This window comes from Photobacterium jeanii, from assembly GCF_001650345.1.
Taxonomy (GTDB): Bacteria; Pseudomonadota; Gammaproteobacteria; order Enterobacterales; family Vibrionaceae; genus Photobacterium; species Photobacterium jeanii.
In genome coordinates this window covers 1-20766 of the sequence record NZ_LVHF01000013.1, presented here as the reverse complement: position 1 = coordinate 20766, position 20766 = coordinate 1, and the positions used below count along the sequence as shown (strand labels likewise).

Annotated in this window: 17 protein-coding genes and 18 tRNA genes; 3 read left to right on the top strand and 32 right to left on the bottom strand. The window is 48.0% G+C overall.

Features of this window, described 5'->3' with window-relative positions; translation table 11 throughout:
* The first annotated feature begins 182 nt into the window (after nt 1-182).
* Complete coding sequence (locus A3K86_RS07995) at nt 183-728, top strand: outer membrane beta-barrel protein (RefSeq protein ID WP_068330337.1); 546 nt, start codon at nt 183-185, stop codon at nt 726-728.
* Nucleotides 729-846: 118 nt separating this feature from the next.
* On the opposite strand, the gene rplS is transcribed toward A3K86_RS07995, so the two are convergent.
* From rplS to ffh, 5 genes are all read right to left on the bottom strand, one after another.
* Complete coding sequence (gene rplS, locus A3K86_RS07990) at nt 847-1200, bottom strand: 50S ribosomal protein L19 (RefSeq protein WP_068330335.1); 354 nt, start codon at nt 1198-1200, stop codon at nt 847-849.
* Between the two features lie 36 nt (nt 1201-1236).
* Nucleotides 1237-1983 (bottom strand): tRNA (guanosine(37)-N1)-methyltransferase TrmD, encoded by a 747-nt coding sequence (trmD, locus tag A3K86_RS07985; RefSeq protein WP_068330332.1) that lies wholly within the window; start codon nt 1981-1983, stop codon nt 1237-1239.
* A 21-nt stretch (nt 1984-2004) separates the two neighbouring features.
* The gene (rimM, locus tag A3K86_RS07980; protein ID WP_068330330.1) at nt 2005-2538 is read right to left on the bottom strand and encodes a ribosome maturation factor RimM; all 534 of its coding nucleotides are present in this window, start codon (nt 2536-2538) and stop codon (nt 2005-2007) included.
* Between the two features lie 29 nt (nt 2539-2567).
* Complete coding sequence (rpsP, locus tag A3K86_RS07975) at nt 2568-2819, bottom strand: 30S ribosomal protein S16 (RefSeq protein WP_068330328.1); 252 nt, start codon at nt 2817-2819, stop codon at nt 2568-2570.
* A gap of 159 nt (nt 2820-2978) precedes the next feature.
* The gene (gene ffh / locus A3K86_RS07970) at nt 2979-4346 is read right to left on the bottom strand and encodes a signal recognition particle protein (RefSeq protein ID WP_068330326.1); all 1368 of its coding nucleotides are present in this window, start codon (nt 4344-4346) and stop codon (nt 2979-2981) included.
* A 211-nt stretch (nt 4347-4557) separates the two neighbouring features.
* Here ffh and A3K86_RS07965 point away from each other — a divergent pair, with 211 nt between their 5' ends.
* Nucleotides 4558-5355, top strand: coding sequence for a cytochrome C assembly family protein (locus A3K86_RS07965; protein WP_068330362.1), 798 nt, complete (start codon nt 4558-4560; stop codon nt 5353-5355).
* A gap of 101 nt (nt 5356-5456) precedes the next feature.
* On the top strand, nt 5457-6734 hold the full coding sequence (locus A3K86_RS07960; RefSeq protein WP_068330324.1) for an HlyC/CorC family transporter: 1278 nt from the start codon (nt 5457-5459) through the stop codon (nt 6732-6734).
* Nucleotides 6735-6822: 88 nt separating this feature from the next.
* Here the strand turns inward: A3K86_RS07960 and luxS are convergent, their stop codons facing one another.
* The 27 genes from luxS to A3K86_RS07830 form a co-directional block, all read right to left on the bottom strand.
* Nucleotides 6823-7341 carry an S-ribosylhomocysteine lyase gene (gene luxS, locus A3K86_RS07955; protein ID WP_068330322.1) on the bottom strand — a complete coding sequence of 173 codons (519 nt, stop codon included), beginning with the start codon at nt 7339-7341 and terminating at the stop codon, nt 6823-6825.
* A 46-nt stretch (nt 7342-7387) separates the two neighbouring features.
* Complete coding sequence (locus A3K86_RS07950) at nt 7388-7999, bottom strand: transglycosylase SLT domain-containing protein (protein ID WP_232321938.1); 612 nt, start codon at nt 7997-7999, stop codon at nt 7388-7390.
* Between the two features lie 171 nt (nt 8000-8170).
* Nucleotides 8171-9745 carry a glutamate--cysteine ligase gene (gshA, locus tag A3K86_RS07945; protein WP_068330319.1) on the bottom strand — a complete coding sequence of 525 codons (1575 nt, stop codon included), beginning with the start codon at nt 9743-9745 and terminating at the stop codon, nt 8171-8173.
* 200 nt (nt 9746-9945) lie between these two features.
* Nucleotides 9946-12816, bottom strand: coding sequence for a M16 family metallopeptidase (locus A3K86_RS07940; RefSeq protein ID WP_107270432.1), 2871 nt, complete (start codon nt 12814-12816; stop codon nt 9946-9948).
* A 2-nt stretch (nt 12817-12818) separates the two neighbouring features.
* Entirely contained in the window at nt 12819-13253 is a 435-nt protein-coding gene (locus A3K86_RS07935) for a YqaA family protein (RefSeq protein ID WP_068330315.1), read from the bottom strand.
* Nucleotides 13250-14251, bottom strand: coding sequence for an NADP-dependent oxidoreductase (locus tag A3K86_RS07930; RefSeq protein ID WP_068330313.1), 1002 nt, complete (start codon nt 14249-14251; stop codon nt 13250-13252). Before A3K86_RS07930 ends, A3K86_RS07935 begins: the two co-directional genes overlap by 4 nt.
* A gap of 144 nt (nt 14252-14395) precedes the next feature.
* Nucleotides 14396-15529 (bottom strand): sodium ion-translocating decarboxylase subunit beta, encoded by a 1134-nt coding sequence (locus A3K86_RS07925; protein WP_068330311.1) that lies wholly within the window; start codon nt 15527-15529, stop codon nt 14396-14398.
* A 10-nt stretch (nt 15530-15539) separates the two neighbouring features.
* The gene (gene oadA / locus A3K86_RS07920) at nt 15540-17342 is read right to left on the bottom strand and encodes a sodium-extruding oxaloacetate decarboxylase subunit alpha (protein WP_068330309.1); all 1803 of its coding nucleotides are present in this window, start codon (nt 17340-17342) and stop codon (nt 15540-15542) included.
* A 40-nt stretch (nt 17343-17382) separates the two neighbouring features.
* On the bottom strand, nt 17383-17643 hold the full coding sequence (locus A3K86_RS07915; RefSeq protein ID WP_068330307.1) for an oxaloacetate decarboxylase subunit gamma: 261 nt from the start codon (nt 17641-17643) through the stop codon (nt 17383-17385).
* 660 nt (nt 17644-18303) lie between these two features.
* A tRNA-Arg gene (locus A3K86_RS07910) sits at nt 18304-18380 on the bottom strand.
* A gap of 81 nt (nt 18381-18461) precedes the next feature.
* A tRNA-Arg gene (locus A3K86_RS07905) sits at nt 18462-18538 on the bottom strand.
* A gap of 81 nt (nt 18539-18619) precedes the next feature.
* Nucleotides 18620-18696: transfer RNA gene (locus tag A3K86_RS07900), tRNA-Arg, on the bottom strand.
* Nucleotides 18697-18777: 81 nt separating this feature from the next.
* Nucleotides 18778-18854, bottom strand: a tRNA-Arg gene (locus A3K86_RS07895).
* Between the two features lie 81 nt (nt 18855-18935).
* Nucleotides 18936-19012: transfer RNA gene (locus A3K86_RS07890), tRNA-Arg, on the bottom strand.
* Nucleotides 19013-19093: 81 nt separating this feature from the next.
* Nucleotides 19094-19170, bottom strand: a tRNA-Arg gene (locus tag A3K86_RS07885).
* 81 nt (nt 19171-19251) lie between these two features.
* Nucleotides 19252-19328 (bottom strand) — tRNA-Arg (locus A3K86_RS07880).
* Nucleotides 19329-19409: 81 nt separating this feature from the next.
* A tRNA-Arg gene (locus tag A3K86_RS07875) sits at nt 19410-19486 on the bottom strand.
* An 81-nt stretch (nt 19487-19567) separates the two neighbouring features.
* Nucleotides 19568-19644 (bottom strand) — tRNA-Arg (locus A3K86_RS07870).
* Nucleotides 19645-19720: 76 nt separating this feature from the next.
* Nucleotides 19721-19797, bottom strand: a tRNA-Arg gene (locus A3K86_RS07865).
* A 48-nt stretch (nt 19798-19845) separates the two neighbouring features.
* Nucleotides 19846-19937, bottom strand: a tRNA-Ser gene (locus A3K86_RS07860).
* An 11-nt stretch (nt 19938-19948) separates the two neighbouring features.
* Nucleotides 19949-20025: transfer RNA gene (locus A3K86_RS22630), tRNA-Arg, on the bottom strand.
* Nucleotides 20026-20073: 48 nt separating this feature from the next.
* Nucleotides 20074-20165: transfer RNA gene (locus tag A3K86_RS07855), tRNA-Ser, on the bottom strand.
* A gap of 11 nt (nt 20166-20176) precedes the next feature.
* A tRNA-Arg gene (locus A3K86_RS07850) sits at nt 20177-20253 on the bottom strand.
* 67 nt (nt 20254-20320) lie between these two features.
* Nucleotides 20321-20397 (bottom strand) — tRNA-Arg (locus A3K86_RS07845).
* A gap of 45 nt (nt 20398-20442) precedes the next feature.
* Nucleotides 20443-20534: transfer RNA gene (locus tag A3K86_RS07840), tRNA-Ser, on the bottom strand.
* An 11-nt stretch (nt 20535-20545) separates the two neighbouring features.
* Nucleotides 20546-20622: transfer RNA gene (locus tag A3K86_RS07835), tRNA-Arg, on the bottom strand.
* 67 nt (nt 20623-20689) lie between these two features.
* Nucleotides 20690-20766, bottom strand: a tRNA-Arg gene (locus tag A3K86_RS07830).

Genomic DNA, 20766 nt, shown 5'->3' with positions numbered 1-20766 from the left:
ACGATCAAAGCCAGCTTTCTAAGCTGGCTTTTTTTCATTTAAGAACTAGATAGACTTAGTATACCCAGTGAGTTTGACTCACGTACCACTATCATCAGGTAAATTAATGATAATCCTATAAGTCATTTGATAAACGACACATCGGACGGTATATTGCTCGAAATTTTCGACAGGATACCATGATGAAACTCTCTCACGCTGGCGGTACGCTCGCGCTGCTAGCATGCTCGCTGTTACCTGCGACCGCTTCAGCCTACAACCAAGTTTACTTTCAAGGCGGTTATTCCAACCTGACCGTTGGTGATAACCACGATAGTGGCTGGATCACCCAAGTCGGCTATTCGTTCGCTTTTACTTATTCGATGTCACTCGAAGCCGGTATTTTCTCGAATGCCAGCGGTAAAGCCTCGCTGACCGATACCGACACCCACAAAGAATATGTTGACTACCGAGGCGCGGTAATGGCACTGCGTGGTGAACTGCCTATCAGCAACATGTTACTGGCTTACGGTAAAGTTGGCGCCAACTACACCAGCTTACAGTACAGTCATTGGGGTAATGGTGAGCGTGGAAATGATGAGTTTGGTGGTGTGCGCCCTTACGTCGCCGTCGGTATCAAAGCCCCGTTTAACCATAACTTAATGGTGAGTGGTGAAATGCAATATCTCGACATGCCTCGTGGCTTTAGCGCGAATACCTTCACTTTAGGTCTGCAATTTCTATTCTAAGCGCGACGGTGTAATTTCCATACGTCGCCCAATAGCATGGCTTTATCTTGCTTCGAAGCACCCAACAAAAAAAGCCCGCCAAATGGCGGGCTTTTCAATAAACGTCTTACACGTTCAATTATTTGCGAGCTAGTTTCTCTTTGATACGAGCCGCTTTACCTGAACGCTCACGTAGGTAGTACAGTTTGGCACGACGTACTTGACCACGACGTTTAACAGTAATGCTGTCAACTAGTGGAGAGTGAGTTTGGAACGCACGCTCAACGCCTTCGCCGTTCGAGATTTTACGAACAGTGAATGCAGAGTGTAGACCACGGTTACGCTTAGCGATAACTACGCCTTCGAACGCCTGTAGACGCTCACGCTCACCTTCTTTTACTTTAACCTGAACAACAACAGTGTCACCAGGTGCAAAAGTTGGTAGGTCTTGTTTTAGTTGCTCGTCTTCGAGCTGCTTGATGATGTTACTCATTGGTGTATACCCTAGAATAAACTGATACTAAATTAATTAATTGCTTGCTTTATATTCGCGAATAAATTCCGCGAGCAAGAATTCCTGATCGTCAGTCAGAGCTAGGTTTTCCAGGAGCTCTGGTCTTCTCAGCCAAGTACGGCCTAGCGATTGTTTCATTCGCCAGCGACTAATGTCCTTGTGATTACCAGACAGAAGTACCTTTGGCACTTCCTGATCGTCTAGTACTTCAGGACGCGTATAATGTGGACAATCTAACAACCCATTGGCAAAAGAATCTTCTTCTGCCGACGCAAAGTCACCCAGTACGCCCGGTACAAACCGCACGACTGCATCAACTAAGGTCATGGCTGGTAGCTCGCCCCCAGTCAGCACAAAATCCCCAATAGACCATTCTTCGTCTACCTCTTGTTGGATAATGCGCTCATCTACCCCTTCGTAGCGGCCACAAATAAGAATCAAGTTCTCATTCTTAGCCAACTCCTCAACACCTGCTTGATCAAGCTTACGGCCCTGAGGTGATAGGTAAATGACTTTAGTCTGACCTTCTACAGACTGTTTGGCAGTGTGAATGGCATCGCGCAAAGGCTGCACCATCATCAACATACCTGGTCCGCCACCGTATGGTCGATCGTCAACCGTACGATGTTTGTCGTGGGTGAAATCACGAGGATTCCAAGTTTCCACTGACACAAGGCCTTTTTTTACCGCCTGACCTGTTACCCCAAAATTGGTAATGGCACTGAACATTTCAGGAAAGAGGCTGATAATGCCGACTTTCATTTGCTCACCTATTACCGGGGATTAAAATCCAGGATCCCAGTCAACTTCGATCCGCTGAGCAGTGCGATCAATCGACTTGATGACCTGCTCATCGAGGAACGGGATTAAGCGTTCCTTCTGCCCGAAAGCATCTTTTAAATTTGCTTTAACTACTAAAACGTCGTTTGAACCTGTTTCCAGGATGTCAGTCACTTTACCTAGGTCGTAACCTTCGGTAGTCATCACAGACATACCAAACAACTCGCGCCAGTAGAATTCTTCATCCGACAGCGCAGGTAGCTGGTCTGCAGATACGGCAACTTCAGCATTAGTGAATACTTGAGCGTCCTCGCGAACGTCCAAACCTTCAAGCTTAGCTACTAGTCCTTGACCATGGCGTTTCCACGAATCAACGTGGAACTCTTTCCACTCGCCCTTCACTTTAATCAGCCAAGGGGTGTAAGAGAAAATGCTTTCAGATTGTTCGGTGTAGGAAAAAACTTTGAGCCAACCCTTGATACCATAGGTGGCACCGAGTTTACCGACAATTACGTGGTCTTGGTTTTTAGAACTCATCGTTTCTCTTCTACCCTATAAATGACTAATTAAGCTGCTGCTTTCGCTGCGTCTTTGATTAGTTTAGCTGCGCGGTCAGATACAGTTGCACCTTGACCAACCCAGTGGTTTACGCGGTCTAGATCAAGACGTAGACGCTCTTCTTGGCCCTTAGCTACAGGGTTGAAGAAACCGATACGCTCGATGTTACGACCGTCACGTGAACAACGTGAATCAGCAACTACGATGTGATAGAAAGGACGCTTTTTAGCGCCGTGACGTGCCAAACGAATGGTAACCATATCGTCCTCTTTGCATTACTGTGAATAAAAATTGCCCTCGTTGAAACAACGAGGGCCGTGCCAAATTAAGCTCGGGAATTTTACTCCGAAAACTGACGAATGCAACTGCTTTAGCTAATTTTTCACCAGTTAAAGAAAAATCCCTTCTTTATCGATGGATTATCGGCCTGGGAACATGCCGCCGCCCGGCATCATGCCTTTCATCTGGCGCATCATGTTCTTCATGCCACCCTTCTGCATCTTTTTCATCATTTTCTGCATCTGGGTAAATTGTTTAAGCAGACGGTTAACGTCTTGTACCTGAGTACCAGAACCCGCTGCGATACGTTTCTTACGCGAGCCTTTGATGAGCTCTGGGCGCTCACGCTCAAGTTTAGTCATTGAGCTGATGATCGCTTCCATCTGGTTAAACATTTTATCGTTAACCTGATCTTTCATGTTGTCTGGCAGCTGAGACATACCTGGCAGTTTGTCTAGCATGCCCATCATGCCGCCCATGTTCTTCATTTGTTTAAGTTGATTTAGGAAGTCTTCAAGATCAAAGCCTTTCTTCTCTTTAAACTTCTTCGCCAGCTTTTCAGCTTGGTCTTTATCAACATTACGCTCTAGGTCTTCGATCAGTGACAGTACGTCACCCATACCTAGAATACGTGAAGCAACACGATCAGGGTGGAAAGGTTCTAGCGCATCGGTTTTCTCACCAACACCCAAGAACTTCACTGGCTTGCCTGTGATGTGACGTACCGACAGAGCCGCACCACCACGTGCATCACCATCAACCTTAGTTAGGATCACACCGGTTAGTGGCAGCGCATCGTTAAAGGCTTTCGCTGTGTTCGCCGCATCTTGACCTGTCATGGCATCAACCACAAACAGAGTCTCAACAGGGTTCGCTGCTGCATGGACGTCTTTGATCTCGTCCATCATTTCTTCATCAACGTGCAGGCGACCCGCGGTATCGACAATCAGCACATCGTAGAATTTTTGCTTCGCATGGTTAACAGCATCGTTAACGATATCAACAGGCTTTTGATCTGCCGTTGAAGGGAAGAAATCAATGCCGATGTCAGAAGCTAGAGTTTGTAGCTGTTTGATCGCCGCTGGACGGTATACGTCAGCTGAAACCACCAGCACCTTCTTCTTATTACGCTCTTTTAATAGCTTACCCAGTTTACCGGCACTGGTAGTTTTACCCGCACCTTGTAGACCCGCCATCAAAATCACCGCTGGCGGCTGCGCAGCAAGATCAAGCTCTTCGTTAGAGTCACCCATTACCGCTTCAAGCTCAGCTTGAACGATCTTAATGAACTCTTGGCCTGGTGTTAGGCTTTTTGATACTTCAGTACCAACCGCACGTTCTTTTACGCGCTTAACAAAATCACGAACAACCGGAAGCGCAACGTCCGCTTCAAGTAACGCCATACGCACTTCGCGCAGCGTATCTTTGATATTGTCGTCGGTCAGACGGCCACGGCCGCTAATATTTTTAAGCGTTTTCGATAAACGCTCCGATAAATTCTCGAACATGTGCTACTCGCTCGTTTCGCAACAAAATGTCTATATCCAGCCCAATATTGACAATTTAAACAGCCAACAATGCAATTGAATGGATATAATTCTAAAAAATTACCGCTAGTATACCGCAATCATGCGCCTGCTTTCATGTAGCAATGGCGACTCTTAGTTGAGCAAGGTATACTGGCAAGCTCTAACCATCTTAGATAGTTACACGTTTACTATGGATATGTTCATTGCCATTGTGGCAGCTTGCTTTTATTTAATGGCACTAGGCCTCGTTATTCCAGGCTTAACCAACAGTGATGGCATCAAAACCAAGCCGATTTTTGCCTCAGCCTTAGTGGCAATAACTCTACATATCTTACTGCTTAAGGATCTTATCCTCGGCGGCGTGGGGCAAAACTTGAGTATTCTCAATGTTGCTTCACTGATCAGCTTTATGATCGCAACCCTCACCACCTTCGCGACTCTTAAACTAAGAGTATGGTTCTTATTGCCTGTTGTTTATAGCTTTGCCGCTATTAACTTAACAGCGGCCACGCTATTACCGGGCTCTTTTATTACCCATTTAGAAGGCCACCCGCAAGTTTTACTGCATATTTCTCTGGCTTTGTTCTCATATTCCACCCTGATGATCGCCACCTTATACGCGATACAACTGGCTTGGCTGGATCATAAGCTCAAAGCAAAGAAGACCCTGCTTATCAACCCGAACATCCCTCCATTAATGATGGTGGAACGTCAGCTTTTCAAGATCATCCTTGTCGGGAATGCCCTCCTGACCGTGACCTTAGTCACAGGCTTCATCTTCATGGAAGAGTTGATGATTCAAGGCAAGATGCACAAAGCCTTACTATCCCTGATGGCATGGTGTGTTTACAGTACTCTCATCTGGGGACATTACCACAAAGGTTGGCGTGGACGCCGCGTTGTTTGGTTTAGCCTCGTGGGAGCATTTCTCCTGACCTTGGCATACTTTGGCAGTCGCTTCGTCAAGGAGATCATTATCGGCGGTTAATAAAACAGCACTTTGATCATTGACTCTGAGCCTCAATCGCGTAGAAATAGCATTATTACGCTGATTATTAATTCGCATATCGTAAGTTAAAGGACACGTTTTTGGACGATATATCCACGGGAGTCTTATTCTCCCTTCTGATATTACTACTCGTCATTTCCGGATATTTCTCCGGTTCTGAAACCGGCATGATGTCGCTCAACCGCTACAAGTTACGACACCTAGCCAACCAAGGGCACCGTGGTGCCAAGCGCGTAGAGAAGCTACTCTCGCGCCCAGACCGCCTGATTGGACTGATCCTGATCGGCAACAACTTGGTGAACATCTTAGCCTCCGCCATTGCCACCATTATCGGTATGCGCTTATATGGCGACCTCGGGGTAGCAATGGCAACTGGTGCGCTAACTTTAGTGGTGCTGGTGTTTGCCGAAGTAACCCCAAAAACCCTTGCTGCGCTCTACCCTGAACGTGTCTCTTACGCTAGTAGTATTGTTCTCAATATCCTGATGAAACTGCTATACCCATTGGTATGGTTTGTTAACGGGATTACCAATACTTTCTTGCGCATTCTTGGTCTGAAGGTGGACAGTGGTAACGACTCTAAACTGAGCTCAGAAGAGCTACGCACTGTTGTTGATGAAGCTGGCGGTTTGATCCCACGTCGCCACCAAGACATGCTGTTGTCCATTCTGGATTTGGAGAAAGTCACCGTTGAAGACTTGATGGTACCGCGCAACGAAATCGCCGCCATCAATATCAACGATGATTGGAAATCCATTGTGCGCCAACTGAGCCACTCAGCGCATGGTCGTATCGTGCTGTATCGCGACACTATCGATGAAGTGGTAGGCATGCTACGTGTACGCGAAGCTTACCGCCTGATGATGGACAAGAACGAATTCAGTAAAGAAGTGCTGCTACGTGCTGCCGATGAAGTCTACTTCATTCCGGAAGGCACCCCACTCAACATTCAGCTTTTAAAATTCCAACGCAATAAAGAGCGTATTGGTCTGATTGTCGATGAATACGGTGATATCCAAGGCTTGATCACCTTAGAAGACATTCTGGAAGAGATCGTGGGTGAGTTTACCACTTCTATCGCGCCAACCTTGGCTGAAGAAGTGACCCCTCAAGCTGATGGCAGTTTGATCATCGAAGGCAGTGCCAACATTCGAGATTTGAACAAAAGCCTGAAATGGGATTTACCTACCGATGGCCCACGTACCTTGAACGGCTTAATACTGGAGCATTTGGAAGATATTCCTGATGCACAGGTGAGTATTCAGATCGGCGGTTACCAAATGGAAATCGTGGAAGTGTCTGAGAATATGATCAAGCAAGTCAAAGTGCTATCCAATCACTTACAGAAAACGGGCTAAGTAACGCGGAACGCTCTTATTAAGAGAGACATGCGAGATACAAAAAAGCTGACCATAAGGTCAGCTTTTTTATTAGCTGGTAAATAGCTTACTTAACACTGAGTTCGTTGAGTAACCCTTCTGGTAGCGCCAAGTCATCGTTCTTGTTAACCGCAATACCTTGGTCAAGGATCGCTTGTGCAATCTGCTTGGCTTCATCGAGTGAGTGCATACTGTAGGTACCGCACTGATACTCGTTAAGCTCAGGGATCTTGTCTTGCGACTCAACGTTGAGCACATCCGTCATCGCTGCTTGCCAGCTCTGCGCCACTTGGCTTTCAGCCGGCGTACCAATCAAGCTCATGTAGAAACCAGTGCGACACCCCATTGGCGAGATATCAATAATTTCTACTTGGTCTGAGTTAAGGTGATCACGCATAAAGCCTGCGAACAAGTGCTCTAAAGTATGAATACCACGCTCAGTGAGAATTTCTGCATTCGGGCGGCAAAAGCGCAAATCGAACACAGTGATGGTATCCCCTTTTGGGGTTTGCATCTTTTTAGCAATGCGTACCGCTGGGGCATGCATGCGAGTGTGATCAACGGTGAAACTATCTAATAACGGCATTACTTCCTTCTCCTTTGCCTCTCTAATCCAATCTATATCCTAATCGCTAAAACGACCACCAGCTGCGATTATCGTCTAATTCCTTTTTACACTTTTTCAGCTGCCAACCGTAATTTTTAGCCTGCTGCTCAACTTTACGCGACACTTTAATGAGGGTTGGTTTCCCCTTATAACTGCCACGCTTATAGCCACCACGCCCTTCGTGATACGCCAAATACTGGTTGTACGCATCCCACTTAGAAATGCCCAGCTGACGTTGGGTTTCACTGGTATACCAGCCCACAAATTGAAGTGAATCTGCAAAATTGGTGCGTGAGCCGCCATTACGGGTCGCTTTTTGGTAATCACTCCACGCTGGGTCTTGCGCCTGCGCGTAGCCATAGGCACTGCTTACCCGTCCCCAAGGAATAAAACCTAAAAGGTAATCTTTAGGTGGGCGAGCATCATGACGAAAACTACTTTCTTGTTTAATAAACGCCATCGCAACATGGATGGGCGTTCCCCAATCATCTTGCATATCTAGCGCGTCATCGTACCAACCTGGATTTTCTCGAAAGATATTACAAAGGTTGGATTGATCTTTAGGTGGTGGGGTCGCACAGCCAGCCAATAAAGCCACTGCGCCAATCATGGTTATGGTACGTACCACCGAAAACATATTCTTCCTCATTGGGAACTAAATCCACTTGGCAAAGTCAGAATAAATGACTGGCAGTAAAACTGTCGTCATCCCTGCGAAATTGTTTTAGGGCGGCATGGTTGCCGCCTCTTTTTTTATCTAAAATTCTTCATTAATAAAAACGCCTGCCATTGAGGCAAGCGCTTTTCATTATTCGCCTTTTAAATCAGCGAAGTAATCATCTAAGAACGCATCCAGCGATAGCGTATCACTGTTTTCAATCGCTTGCTGACGCTCAACCGACGCTTTGGCTTCTTGCTCAAACTCGGCTTGCTGATAGAAACGGTACTGACGTTGTGCCAAGGTATGAGCATGCTGGGCTGCCAACTCTGCCCCAACCTTACCAATGCCTTCTTGCTGCTCAATCTGCTTCAGCAGCTGCGCAGATAGCGTCAGTTCTGGGTTTTCGATCCAAGTCAGTAACTCTTGGCAAGTTTGCTGGTAGCTTTCGTTACCTGCTGCGGCATCCATGGCTTTTGCCACTTCCACCAATTCAGCAAAGACACGTTGTCCCCAAGCCTGAACCGATAGGCGTTCACCATTACAACCAATTTTCAGCATCAGATCAGGATTACGACCATCAACCACCACTCGGTTCCAGTTATCACGCCAGCACTCTAGCTCTGCATCGTCCATTTCAGCCGACGGTGATAACGTTGCCCAAGTCAGGAACAAATCAAGGAAACGGATTTGTTGCTCGGTCACACCAATAGGGCTAAATGGGTTTACGTCTAGCGAACGTACTTCAATGTATTCCACCCCGCCACGCTCAAGCGCTTCTGATGGTTTTTCACCGTTTTTCGCAACACGTTTAGGACGGATTGGCGCATACAACTCATTCTCGATTTGCAGCACATTGCTATTAAGCTGACGATACGCGCCATCTACTTTGACACCAATTTCAGCAAATTCTGCAGACGGAGTACGAATCGCTTTTTGCAATCCTTCCAAGTACTGCTCAATGCTATTGAAACCAATTTTCAACACACTTTGCGCATTGTTGGTGTAGCCTAAATCACTCAGGCGTAATGCGGTCGCATTCGGTAAGTAGTAAGTACCACAGCCACTTTTCTTAAAGTTCTGCTGTGTTGCGGTATTGTCTTTGATGAAAGAGCCGCATAACGCTGGTGATGCGCCAAACAAGTATGGGATCAACCAACCAAAGCGGTAGTAGTTTCGGATCAGACCAAAGTAGGCATCCGAGACTGACGCTTGGCGTGCTTCTGGGGTTTGATCACCAAACAACTGTTGCCAAAAAGCCTCAGGGAAAGAGAAGTTAAAGTGCACCCCAGAGATCACCTGCATCATACTGCCGTAGCGGTTTTTGAGCCCTTGGCGGTATAAGGTTTTCATCTGTCCCGAGTTTGACGAGCCATATTGCGCCAGCATGATGTCATCTTCGTTACCGACAAAACACGGCATCGACATCGGCCACAACTGCTCGTTATCCAGCTGACGGTACGTGAACTGATGGATATCACCCAGTTGATCCAGTAAGTCATCAATATTACGCGATACCGGAGTAATAAATTCCAGCAGAGACTCAGCGTAATCGGTCGTTACCCATTGGTTAGTCAGGGCTGAACCCAACCCTGCCGGATGGTACGCACTCGATAACCGCCCTTCAGGGGTTATACGTAGCGCTTCACGCTCCAATCCGCGGCCAATGTGAGTCAATGCGTCTGGATTTGCAGCAAGTTGCTGCAAACGTTGTGAAAAATCCATCAGGGCTGTTCTCATTTTTGATCTGATTTATAACAGGCTAGAGTAATCATTATTATTGCCAATTACCACGATTAATACGGTATTCCAACGGTGAAACACTATTACGACCGTGAAATAATTGCAGTAAGACAAGAGCGAAAAACCGCCCTTATCACGTCAATAATGAAAAAGACCACTGGCAGATACCAGTGGCCTTGTCGTTACTTAGTCGGGGTAAAAGACTTAACAGGAATGTCTAATTCCGCTAATTGTGGCTGCAAGGTTTTAGCATCACCCACAATAATGATTTGGTAATCATCTGGGTTAAACCATTTCTTCGCCATCGCGTTCAAGGTCGCTTTATCTATGGTTGCGGCGATTTCATTACGTTCGCTGATGTAATTTTTCGGCAACGCATAAGTCAGCATTTGTCCTAATAACTGGGCTTTTTTCGCTGGCGTTTCATAGCTCAAGGCTTCTTTTTGACCCACGGCCAAGCGCATGAAATCAATCTCTTGATCGCTCACACCTTGCTGGCTCATCTTTTTCATTTCCGCAATGAACTCTTTCAGTGCTGGCACGCTCGCATTGGCTCGCACTTGCGCATAGAACACCGACAAGCCCACTTCACGTCCACCACTTTGGTAACCGCCCGCGCCATAGGTGTAACCTTTATCTTCACGCAGGTTCTGGTTGATGCGGCTATTGAAGTTACCCGCTAAGTTAAAGTTCGCCAGTTGAGTTTGGTACAACTCGCCCGTGGCATCAAACGGCAGTCCTTGACGCGCCAAACGGATCACGGTTTGCGGAGCACCCGGTTGATCCACCAGCCAGATGGTTTGTTTACCCTCTTTTGGCAGGGTGAACTTACTCAGTTTAGGCTCAGGCTTACCTTGCCACTTAGCCAAGAAATCGAGCTCTTTAGTCAGCATCGCTTGCTTGATATCACCCACCACCACGACATCTGCGCCGTTAGGGGTATAGAACTGCTGATAAAAAGCTTTAACATCGGCAAGGGTCAGGCTCTCAAGCGAGGCTTTGGTACCTTCACTCGGTTGACTCATTGGCGTATCACCAAACAACACTTCACGAGTAGTTTGCGCCGCGAGCCAGTTCGGGCGCTGATGCTCATACACTGCACCTTCAATCGCTTGGGCTTTCAAACGCGTAAAGTCTGTCTCACTAAATGCAGGGCTAAAGAGTTTCTCCTGCATAATCGCCAAGGTCTGCGGCAGATTTTTCGCCAAAGCCGTTACTGATACCGTCGTGGTATACAAGCCACTGTTAAAGTGAACGGTACTGCCCAAAACATCCAGTTTTGAAGATAGGCTTTCCGCGCTCGATTTCTCAGTCGCTTCACCCATCATCGCCGCCGTTAATGCCGCCAATCCTTCTTTGCCTTGAGGTTCAAAACGACGACCAGCCGGTAAGATCAACTGTAGCTCAACCGTAGGCGTTTCAAGGTACTTAGTCCCTAACACCTTAATACCGTTAGCCAATGAAAACTCGTACACATCTGGCAATTTGGCTTCAACAGGTTTGGCTGGTTGTGGCATTACGCTGCGGTCAAAATTATCCACCGGACGGCGAATATCCAATTGTTCATCGGCAATCTTTTGATGCTCTGGTAGCTTACGCTCAGCAGGGGTAAAGTTTGGTTTCGCCGCTTGAAGCTGCGTTTTTCCTTTCGGTACCACACTCAAAGTCACGCTAGGATGACCATTGAGGTAGCGCATGTAAGCCTGCTCCATGCTGTGCGTGGTGACCGCTCGCAGGTTATTGAGCTCTTGTTGAAGGTAATTAGGATCGCCAAAGAAGGTCTCATACGCTGCCAGCTGCGATACTTTACCGCTGACACTTTGCAGACCAAAGATGGCATTAGCTTCAACCATGCCTTTGCGCTCTTCGAGCTCTTTCTCATTCACACCGCGCTTCTCAAGCCCGTTTAGCACTTGGGTGACTTGGTCACGAATGGTCTTTAAGTTCCCTTTCTCGCCACTTTGCCCCATGGCGTAAACGTACATGGTACATGCCAGTTCAGCACAGTCATGGAACGCGCCTGCATCCACGACTTTGCCCGGCTTCACCAAGTCTTGATACAAGAGGCTATTCTTACCGCCACCGATAATTTTCGCCAACATGTCAAGCGATGCTTCATCTTCAGCACCGTTGTACGACGTCGGCCATGCCATCATCAGCATCGGTTGCTGGATCTTATCTTCCAAAGTGATAAAGCGATCGCTATCGACTTTCACCGGCCACTTAGCCGCTTTCTTCACTTCTGGACCACGAGGAATAGAACCAAAGTATTTGTTCACCCACGCCAAGGTTTGGTCGATATCAAAATCACCACCTATGGTTAACGTGGCGTTATTTGGTCCGTACCAACGCAAGAAAAAGGCTTTTAAGTCATTCACATCGACACGGTTAAGATCTTCAATATAACCAATGGTCTGCCATGAATAAGGATGCTCACGTGGATACAGAGCTTCACCTAAACGCTCATAAACCAAACCATAAGGGCGATTTTCAAAGTTCTGCGCTCGCTCGTTTTTCACCGTATCACGCTGGATTTCAAACTTACGCTGCGAAACAGCACCCAGCAAAAAGCCCATGCGATCGGCTTCTAACCACAGCATTTTTTCCAGTTGATTGGCCGGGACAGTTTCAAAGTAATTGGTACGGTCACGGTTTGTGGTGCCATTGAGCGTACCGCCCGCTTCGGTAATTAGGCGGAAGTGTTCTTGATCGCCAACATGCTCTGAGCCTTGGAACATCATGTGCTCAAAGAAATGAGCAAAACCTGATTTCCCTTCGTCTTCACGGGCTGAGCCGACATGGTAGGTCATATCAACGTGCACTAAGGGATCCGATTTATCTTGGTGCAAAACCAAAGTCAGGCCGTTATCTAAGGTGTACTTGCGATACGGGATCACAGGTTCACTCGGGTTATCCGCCTTGACCTGCTCGATAAAAGAAATCCCAGCGGGTAAAGCTTGGGTTTCGGAAGACTTGGCATACGCGGTTGCAGCAGGCGTTGCTGCTATCGAGAGAAATAAAGCATTAAAAAGCCACTTTTGCACAAAAGACATCCTTATAAAAAACCAACCACAACAAGGGCTAGTAAGGTATAGCGCAAGGCTTTACCTATCATGATGATGAGAAAGCTTAGCCAGTGGTGCATACGCAACCAACCTGCAGCTAAGCAAAGTGGATCACCGATAATCGGCAACCAACTGAAAAACAAAGACCAGTAGCCGTATTTTTTCAGCCATAATAATGCTCTATGACCCTGTTTTTCATCAGAAGTTTTATCTGGAAGTAGCCGACCTAACCAATAATTGGTCATACCGCCTAAGGTGTTCCCCAAAGTTGCCACCAAAATCACTAATCCAATCGGGTTATCGCCCAATTTTAAAGTCGCGATCAAATTGGCTTCCGAGCCCCCAGGTAGCAAGGTCGCACTAAGAAATCCCGTAGAAAATAAAACCCATAGCGCTGACTCGCCACTGACTAACGTATCGATCATGGCGCCGAAACCGCCAACAGAACTTTACCGCGAGTTCGCCCTGACTCAATTTGCTGATGCGCTTGAACACCTTGGCTCAAAGGGAAGCTTTGGGCAATTTCAACCTGAAGCTGACCTAGGGCTACCCTCTCAAGCATAGCGTTATTTTGAACGACGCTCGGCGACACCAAGATCCCGCAAGCTGATAAGCCTAATGCTTCCGCTCGCTGGCAAACAAGATCAGCCGTGATCGTTGGGATCGTCACTACACGCCCACCGGCTTTGACGCACTCTAGCGCTGCAATGCCAACCTCACTGCCCATCAAATCAATCAGCACATCCACCGGCTCAATCAGATCAACCAAAGCGCCTTGATGGTAATCGACCGCATGGGCACCAAGCTCGGTTAAAAATGCCAAGTTCGCTTGAGAAGCCGTCGCAATCACTTGCGCTTGCTTCGCAGTAGCTAGCTGAATTGCCAAATGACCGACTCCACCAGCTCCCGCCAAGATCAAGACCCGCTCACCCGCTTTTACTTTCACTTTCTCTAACGCTTGCCACGCAGTTTGCCCCGCTAGCGGTAAAGCCGCTGCCGTTTCTAGAGTGACATTGTCAGGTACATGACTCAGCGCTTGCTGCTCCGCAACCACATACTGACTGTAACCACCTCCTTGCAGAGGAAAGCCGATAAAACCACTGACGCGATCGCCAATTGCGAACTCAGTCACTTGCTCACCAATGGCTACCACTTGCCCTGCAATGTCATACCCCGGCACCCAAGGTAAATTATCTTTGTTCTGCTGCGCCGCCCAACCAAGACCTGCTCGCGTTTTAGCATCAATGGGATTCACCCCAGCAAAATTGACCGCCACCAGCACTTGCTGTGACGTCATCTTAGGAATAGGTTGAGTTTGCAGTGCCAATGTTTTCGCCTCGCCAAAAGCCGTGATAGCGAGTTGCTGAGTATGTGTAGGCGGTTCTAAATGTGCAGAGTTGAACGCTGAAGTGTCTGTCGCCATGGTGGTTTCCTTATCAGGCTTACTGATGCGTTTTGTTATGAGGTTCAGTTATACCTAACTCATGGCATAAAAAAAACGGGCAGCTTATCGCTACCCGTTTTAATTGGTTTAATTTATTGCTGCAATCCCCGCGTTAGAGGCTAATTAAGGGCTCACCAACGCCAATAAAATACCCGCCGCAACTGCCGAACCTAATACCCCTGCCACGTTTGGTCCCATCGCATGCATCAATAAGAAATTTTGCGGATTGGCTTCAAGCCCGACCTTGTTCACCACTCGTGCAGCCATTGGCACTGCCGATACGCCAGCAGCCCCGATAAGCGGATTAATGTCTTCTTTGCTAAAGCGGTTAAGTAGCTTCGCCATTAATACACCGCCGCCAGTACCAACACTGAACGCTACCGCACCGAGTAACAAGATCCCTAAAGTTTCAAGCTGCAGGAACTGATCAGCTTCGAGTTTCGAGCCAACACCAAGCCCTAGCATGATGGTGACAATATTGATCAGTTCATTTTGAACCGTATTCGACAAGCGCTCGACCACTCCAGATTCACGCATCAAATTACCAAGGCAGAACATGCCGACCAGCGGTGTTGCCGAGGGTAAGAAGAATACCGTCATCATCAACACTGCCAATGGGAACAAAATCTTCTCCGCTTGGCTAACATGACGCAGTTGCTTCATCTGGATCTTACGCTCTTGCGGTGAGGTTAACGCCTTCATGATAGGCGGCTGAATAATAGGGACCAGCGCCATATAACTGTAGGCGGCAACCGCAATCGCCCCAAGCAAATCCGGTGATAAGCGACTCGCTAAGAAGATGGCCGTCGGACCATCCGCACCGCCAATAATGGCAATCGACGAAGCATCTGCCATGGTGAACTCAATCCCCGGTACTAGGTTCAGCAAAATCGCACCAAACAAAGTAAAGAAGATCCCAAACTGTGCTGCAGCCCCTAATAACAGGGTTTTGGGGTTAGCGATCAGCGCCCCGAAGTCAGTCATCGCACCGACCCCCATGAAGATCAATAACGGGAAGATCCCTGTTTCGATCCCGACATGGTAGATGTAGTACAGCAAGCCACCTTCTTCGGTAAAACCTGCGTTGGGAATATTGGCAAGAATTGCTCCAAAGCCAATCGGCAACAGCAGCAAAGGTTCAAACCCTTTACGAATTGCCAAAAACAGTAAGCCGAAGCCCACCAACATCATCACAATTTGCCCAAATTCAAAGTTGGCGATGCCGGTCTCCGACCAAAGTTTCAATAAACCATCCATGGTATACCTCTTACGCTAAGCTCAAGATCGGTGAGCCTACCGCTACCGAATCGCCCTCTTTGACATGCAGCGCTTGGATCACGCCACCTCGTACTGCGCGCACTTCGGTCTCCATTTTCATGGCTTCCAAAATCACTAACACATCACCTTCCGACACTTGATGACCCGGCTGAACATTGATCTTAAAGATATTGCCCGCGAGCGGTGCGGCAATGGCTTCCCCCACACTCGCAGCTGACGGCGCTTCCGTTGCTGTTTGCGCAGAAGATGCTGGTACCGCTGAAGTCAGTTCACCACTCGGTCCTACCTCAACCTCATACACCTGACCATTCACTTTCACGCTATAACTTTCCACGCCACCAGTGCCATTCGTAGCTTGTGCACTCTTGGCTGGGACGACCGCTGGCGATGACACTAGCTCATCGGCGGTTGGCGCAGGTTCAAAAGCGGCAGGGTTATCGCGGTTTTTAAGGAAGTTAAGCCCAACTTGGGGGAATAACGCGTAAGTTAATACATCATCAACTTGCTCACTCGCTAACGAAATATTCTCTGCCTCGGCTTTAACGATCAACTCCTCGGTTAAAGATGCCAGCTCATCGTCGATCAAATCAGCAGGGCGACAAGTAATAGGCTCAGCACCAGCCAACACCTTAGCTTGCAGCTCGGCATTCACCGCCGCAGGCGTTTTTCCGTATTCACCTTTAAGGACGCCAGCGGTTTCTTTACTGATACTTTTATAGCGCTCGCCAGTTAAGACATTAAGTACCGCCTGAGTCCCCACAATTTGCGATGTTGGCGTTACCAGTGGGATATAACCGAGATCTTCACGCACGCGTGGGATCTCTGCCAATACCTCATCAAAACGATCAGCTGCCCCTTGCTCTTTAAGCTGGCTCTCCATATTGGTCAGCATGCCGCCGGGTACTTGCGCTAACAAAATACGAGCATCAACCCCTTTGAGACTGCCCTCAAATTTGGCGTACTTTTTTCGAACATCACGGAAATAGGCAGCAATAGGCTCTAACTGGTCGAGTTTTAACTGGGTATCACGCTCGGTACCCTCAAGCATCGCAATCACGGTTTCAGTCGGAGTATGGCCATAGGTTTGGCTCATCGACGACACTGCGGTATCTAAAATATCGAGCCCCGCTTCTACCGCTTTCACGGCCGTTGCTGTTGAAAGCCCAGTCGTCGCATGGCAATGCAACGCCAATGGCACATCACACGAAGCTTTGATCCGCGACACCAACAGTTCGGCTTCATAAGGCTTAAGTAGCCCAGACATATCTTTAATACAGATCGAATGGCACCCTAAATCTTCCAATTGCTTGGCAAGATCAACCCAAGTATCAAGGGTATGTACAGGGCTTGTGGTATAAGAAATGGTCCCTTGGGCATGTGCGCCCACATCGACCGTGGCTTTGACCGCTTTTTCAAAGTTACGAACATCGTTCATCGCATCAAAAATACGGAATACATCCATGCCATTACGGTGCGCACGCTCGACAAAAGCTTCCACCACATCGTCACCATAATGGCGATAACCTAATAAATTCTGACCTCGAAGCAGCATCTGCATCGGTGTTTTTGGCATTGCTTGCTTTAATGCGCGTAGACGTTGCCACGGATCTTCACCAAGATAACGAATACAGGCATCGAAGGTTGCCCCACCCCAAGTTTCCAAAGACCAATAACCGAGATTATCGAGTTGCTCGGCAATCGGTAACATATCTTCAAGGCGAAGACGGGTGGCAAATAAAGATTGATGAGCGTCGCGTAGAACGACGTCAGTGATCGCTAATGGTTTAGACATGCTCACACACTCCTTGTCTATTAAACCTGTCCTAACTAATTCAAGCTCTGCGCTGACGGTATTGAGTCACTGCCGCAGATATGGCAGCAATAACCTCAGGTTTACCCCCTTGCAGTGACGTATCGACCTTGGCTGGCGTTGCCACCGTTGTCGTTACGGCTGCCGACTCCGGATCTGGCGGGGCTATTTTGGCTAAGAGCTGAACAAGAAAAATAAGGATGCTAAGAAAAACAAACACCACCACCATGCCGGTAACCATGATGGTAGCGGCATCCATTAGCACGCTACCTAAATCAGTCATTATTGCTTCCTTTCATTATGTGACTGGCGATTAACAAGTACCACGGCAGATAAAAACAAGTCAAATTGATTAACAAAAGAACAACCAAAATGTATTAATTCACCACACTTGATAAAAATTGCTGTTGAGTTCACAAAACATCGGACTTTTCACGGCACAATTCACTACCAGATAAATCTTCAATACCGCCGTCTCGCAAATTAACTCTTGAGTAATCAAGTCACTACAGAAATGCAGTATCAAGCCACATAATTAACCTTTACGTTAGCGTAACCCTAATGACGAACCATAAATAACACCCGAAGCCATCGTCACTCACAACGATGTTGCAAACCAGAGACTCACAGCAAAATTGTCTCTTGTGCACAGTACCGGCTCGCGAATACCGCACAATCGCATAGTGACTCAAGCTACATTCGCTACAAAGCACCATGAAATAACAGCACTTTTCCGCCCCCACATCTGAATTAAGCGAATGAACAACAGCAACTTGAAATACAACTATGGTGCTTTAAGCAAAAAAGTTTACAAACTGGGAGAGAACACACATTTATCGTGTTTGGTCTTAGCTGAAAGGCTGAAGATAAAAAATAAAAGAGAAGAGAAAATAGCAGGTATCAGAAACGAAAAAAGCCCAGCCGAAGCTGAGCTTTTAAATAATGGCGCGCTCGGGAGGATTCGAACCTCCGACCGCCTGGTTCGTAGCCAGGTACTCTATCCAGCTGAGCTACGAGCGCGCTGATCACCGTTTTGCATTGCTGCGCAGTAGTGGCACTGCTGATCAACAATCAAATTAATCTGATTATTCATCAAAATAATGGCGCGCTCGGGAGGATTCGAACCTCCGACCGCCTGGTTCGTAGCCAGGTACTCTATCCAGCTGAGCTACGAGCGCGCTGATCACTGTTTTGCATTGCTGCGCAGTAGTGGCACTGCTAATTAACAATCAAGTAAATCTGACTATTAATAAAAATAATGGCGCGCTCGGGAGGATTCGAACCTCCGACCGCCTGGTTCGTAGCCAGGTACTCTATCCAGCTGAGCTACGAGCGCGCTGATCACTGTTTTGCATTGCTGCGCAGTAGTGGCACTGCTAATTAACAATCAAGTAAATCTGACTATTAATAAAGATAATGGCGCGCTCGGGAGGATTCGAACCTCCGACCGCCTGGTTCGTAGCCAGGTACTCTATCCAGCTGAGCTACGAGCGCGCTGATCACTGTTTTGCATTGCTGCGCAGTAGTGGCACTGCTAATTAACAATCAAGTAAATCTGACTATTAACAAAGATAATGGCGCGCTCGGGAGGATTCGAACCTCCGACCGCCTGGTTCGTAGCCAGGTACTCTATCCAGCTGAGCTACGAGCGCGCTGATCACTGTTTTGCATTGCTGCGCAGTAGTGGCACTGCTAATTAACAATCAAGTAAATCTGACTATTAACAAAGATAATGGCGCGCTCGGGAGGATTCGAACCTCCGACCGCCTGGTTCGTAGCCAGGTACTCTATCCAGCTGAGCTACGAGCGCGCTGATCACTGTTTTGCATTGCTGCGCAGTAGTGGCACTGCTAATTAACAATCAAGTAAATCTGACTATTAACAAAGATAATGGCGCGCTCGGGAGGATTCGAACCTCCGACCGCCTGGTTCGTAGCCAGGTACTCTATCCAGCTGAGCTACGAGCGCGCTGATCACTGTTTTGCATTGCTGCGCAGTAGTGGCACTGCTAATTAACAATCAAGTAAATCTGACTATTAACAAAGATAATGGCGCGCTCGGGAGGATTCGAACCTCCGACCGCCTGGTTCGTAGCCAGGTACTCTATCCAGCTGAGCTACGAGCGCGCTGATCACTGTTTTGCATTGCTGCGCAGTAGTGGCACTGCTAATTAACAATCAAGTAAATCTGACTATTAACAAAGATAATGGCGCGCTCGGGAGGATTCGAACCTCCGACCGCCTGGTTCGTAGCCAGGTACTCTATCCAGCTGAGCTACGAGCGCGCAGAAATCTTTAAACACCGACAACAGGTATTCCTGTTCCGGTTATAAGTAACAATCCATTGATACTTTGGAAAAATGGCGCGTCCGGGAGGATTCGAACCTCCGACCGCCTGGTTCGTAGCCAGGTACTCTATCCAGCTGAGCTACGGACGCGCAGGCTTTCTGATCCGACAAAGTGCTTGCTTTGCGAAGGAGAAATAATGGCGGTGAAGGAGGGATTCGAACCCTCGATACGGGATAAACCGTATACTCCCTTAGCAGGGGAGCGCCTTCAGCCTCTCGGCCACCTCACCACACAAAATAATGGCGCGCTCGGGAGGATTCGAACCTCCGACCGCCTGGTTCGTAGCCAGGTACTCTATCCAGCTGAGCTACGGACGCGCAGGCTTTCTGATCCGACAAAGTGCTTGCTTTGCGAAGGAGAAATAATGGCGGTGAAGGAGGGATTCGAACCCTCGATACGGGATAAACCGTATACTCCCTTAGCAGGGGAGCGCCTTCAGCCTCTCGGCCACCTCACCACTCAAAATAATGGCGCGCTCGGGAGGATTCGAACCTCCGACCGCCTGGTTCGTAGCCAGGTACTCTATCCAGCTGAGCTACGAGCGCGCAGAAACTTGTCGTAAACACCGACTATAAAGCAAAAAAGCTTTGTAATCCATGCTGTTGAAAATAATGGCGCGCTCGGGAGGATTCGAACCTCCGACCGCCTGGTTCGTAGCCAGGTACTCTATCCAGCTGAGCTACGAGCGCGCAGGGTATTCATTCTGTCAAACTTACCGCCTGAGTAAGAAAGAATGGCGGTGAAGGAGGGATTCGAACCCTCGATACGGGATAAACCGTATACTCCCTTAGCAGGGGAGCGCCTTCAGCCTCTCGGCCACCTCACCACACAAATTAATGGCGCGCTCGGGAGGATTCGAACCTCCGACCGCCTGGTTCGTAGCCAGGTACTCTATCCAGCTGAGCTACGAGCGCGCAGAAACTTGTCGTAAACACCGACTATAAAGCAAAAAAGCTTTGTAATCCATGCTGTTGTATATAATGGCGCGCTCGGGAGGATTCGAACCTCCGACCGCCTGGTTCGTAGCCAGGTACTCTATCCAGCTGAGCTACGAGCGC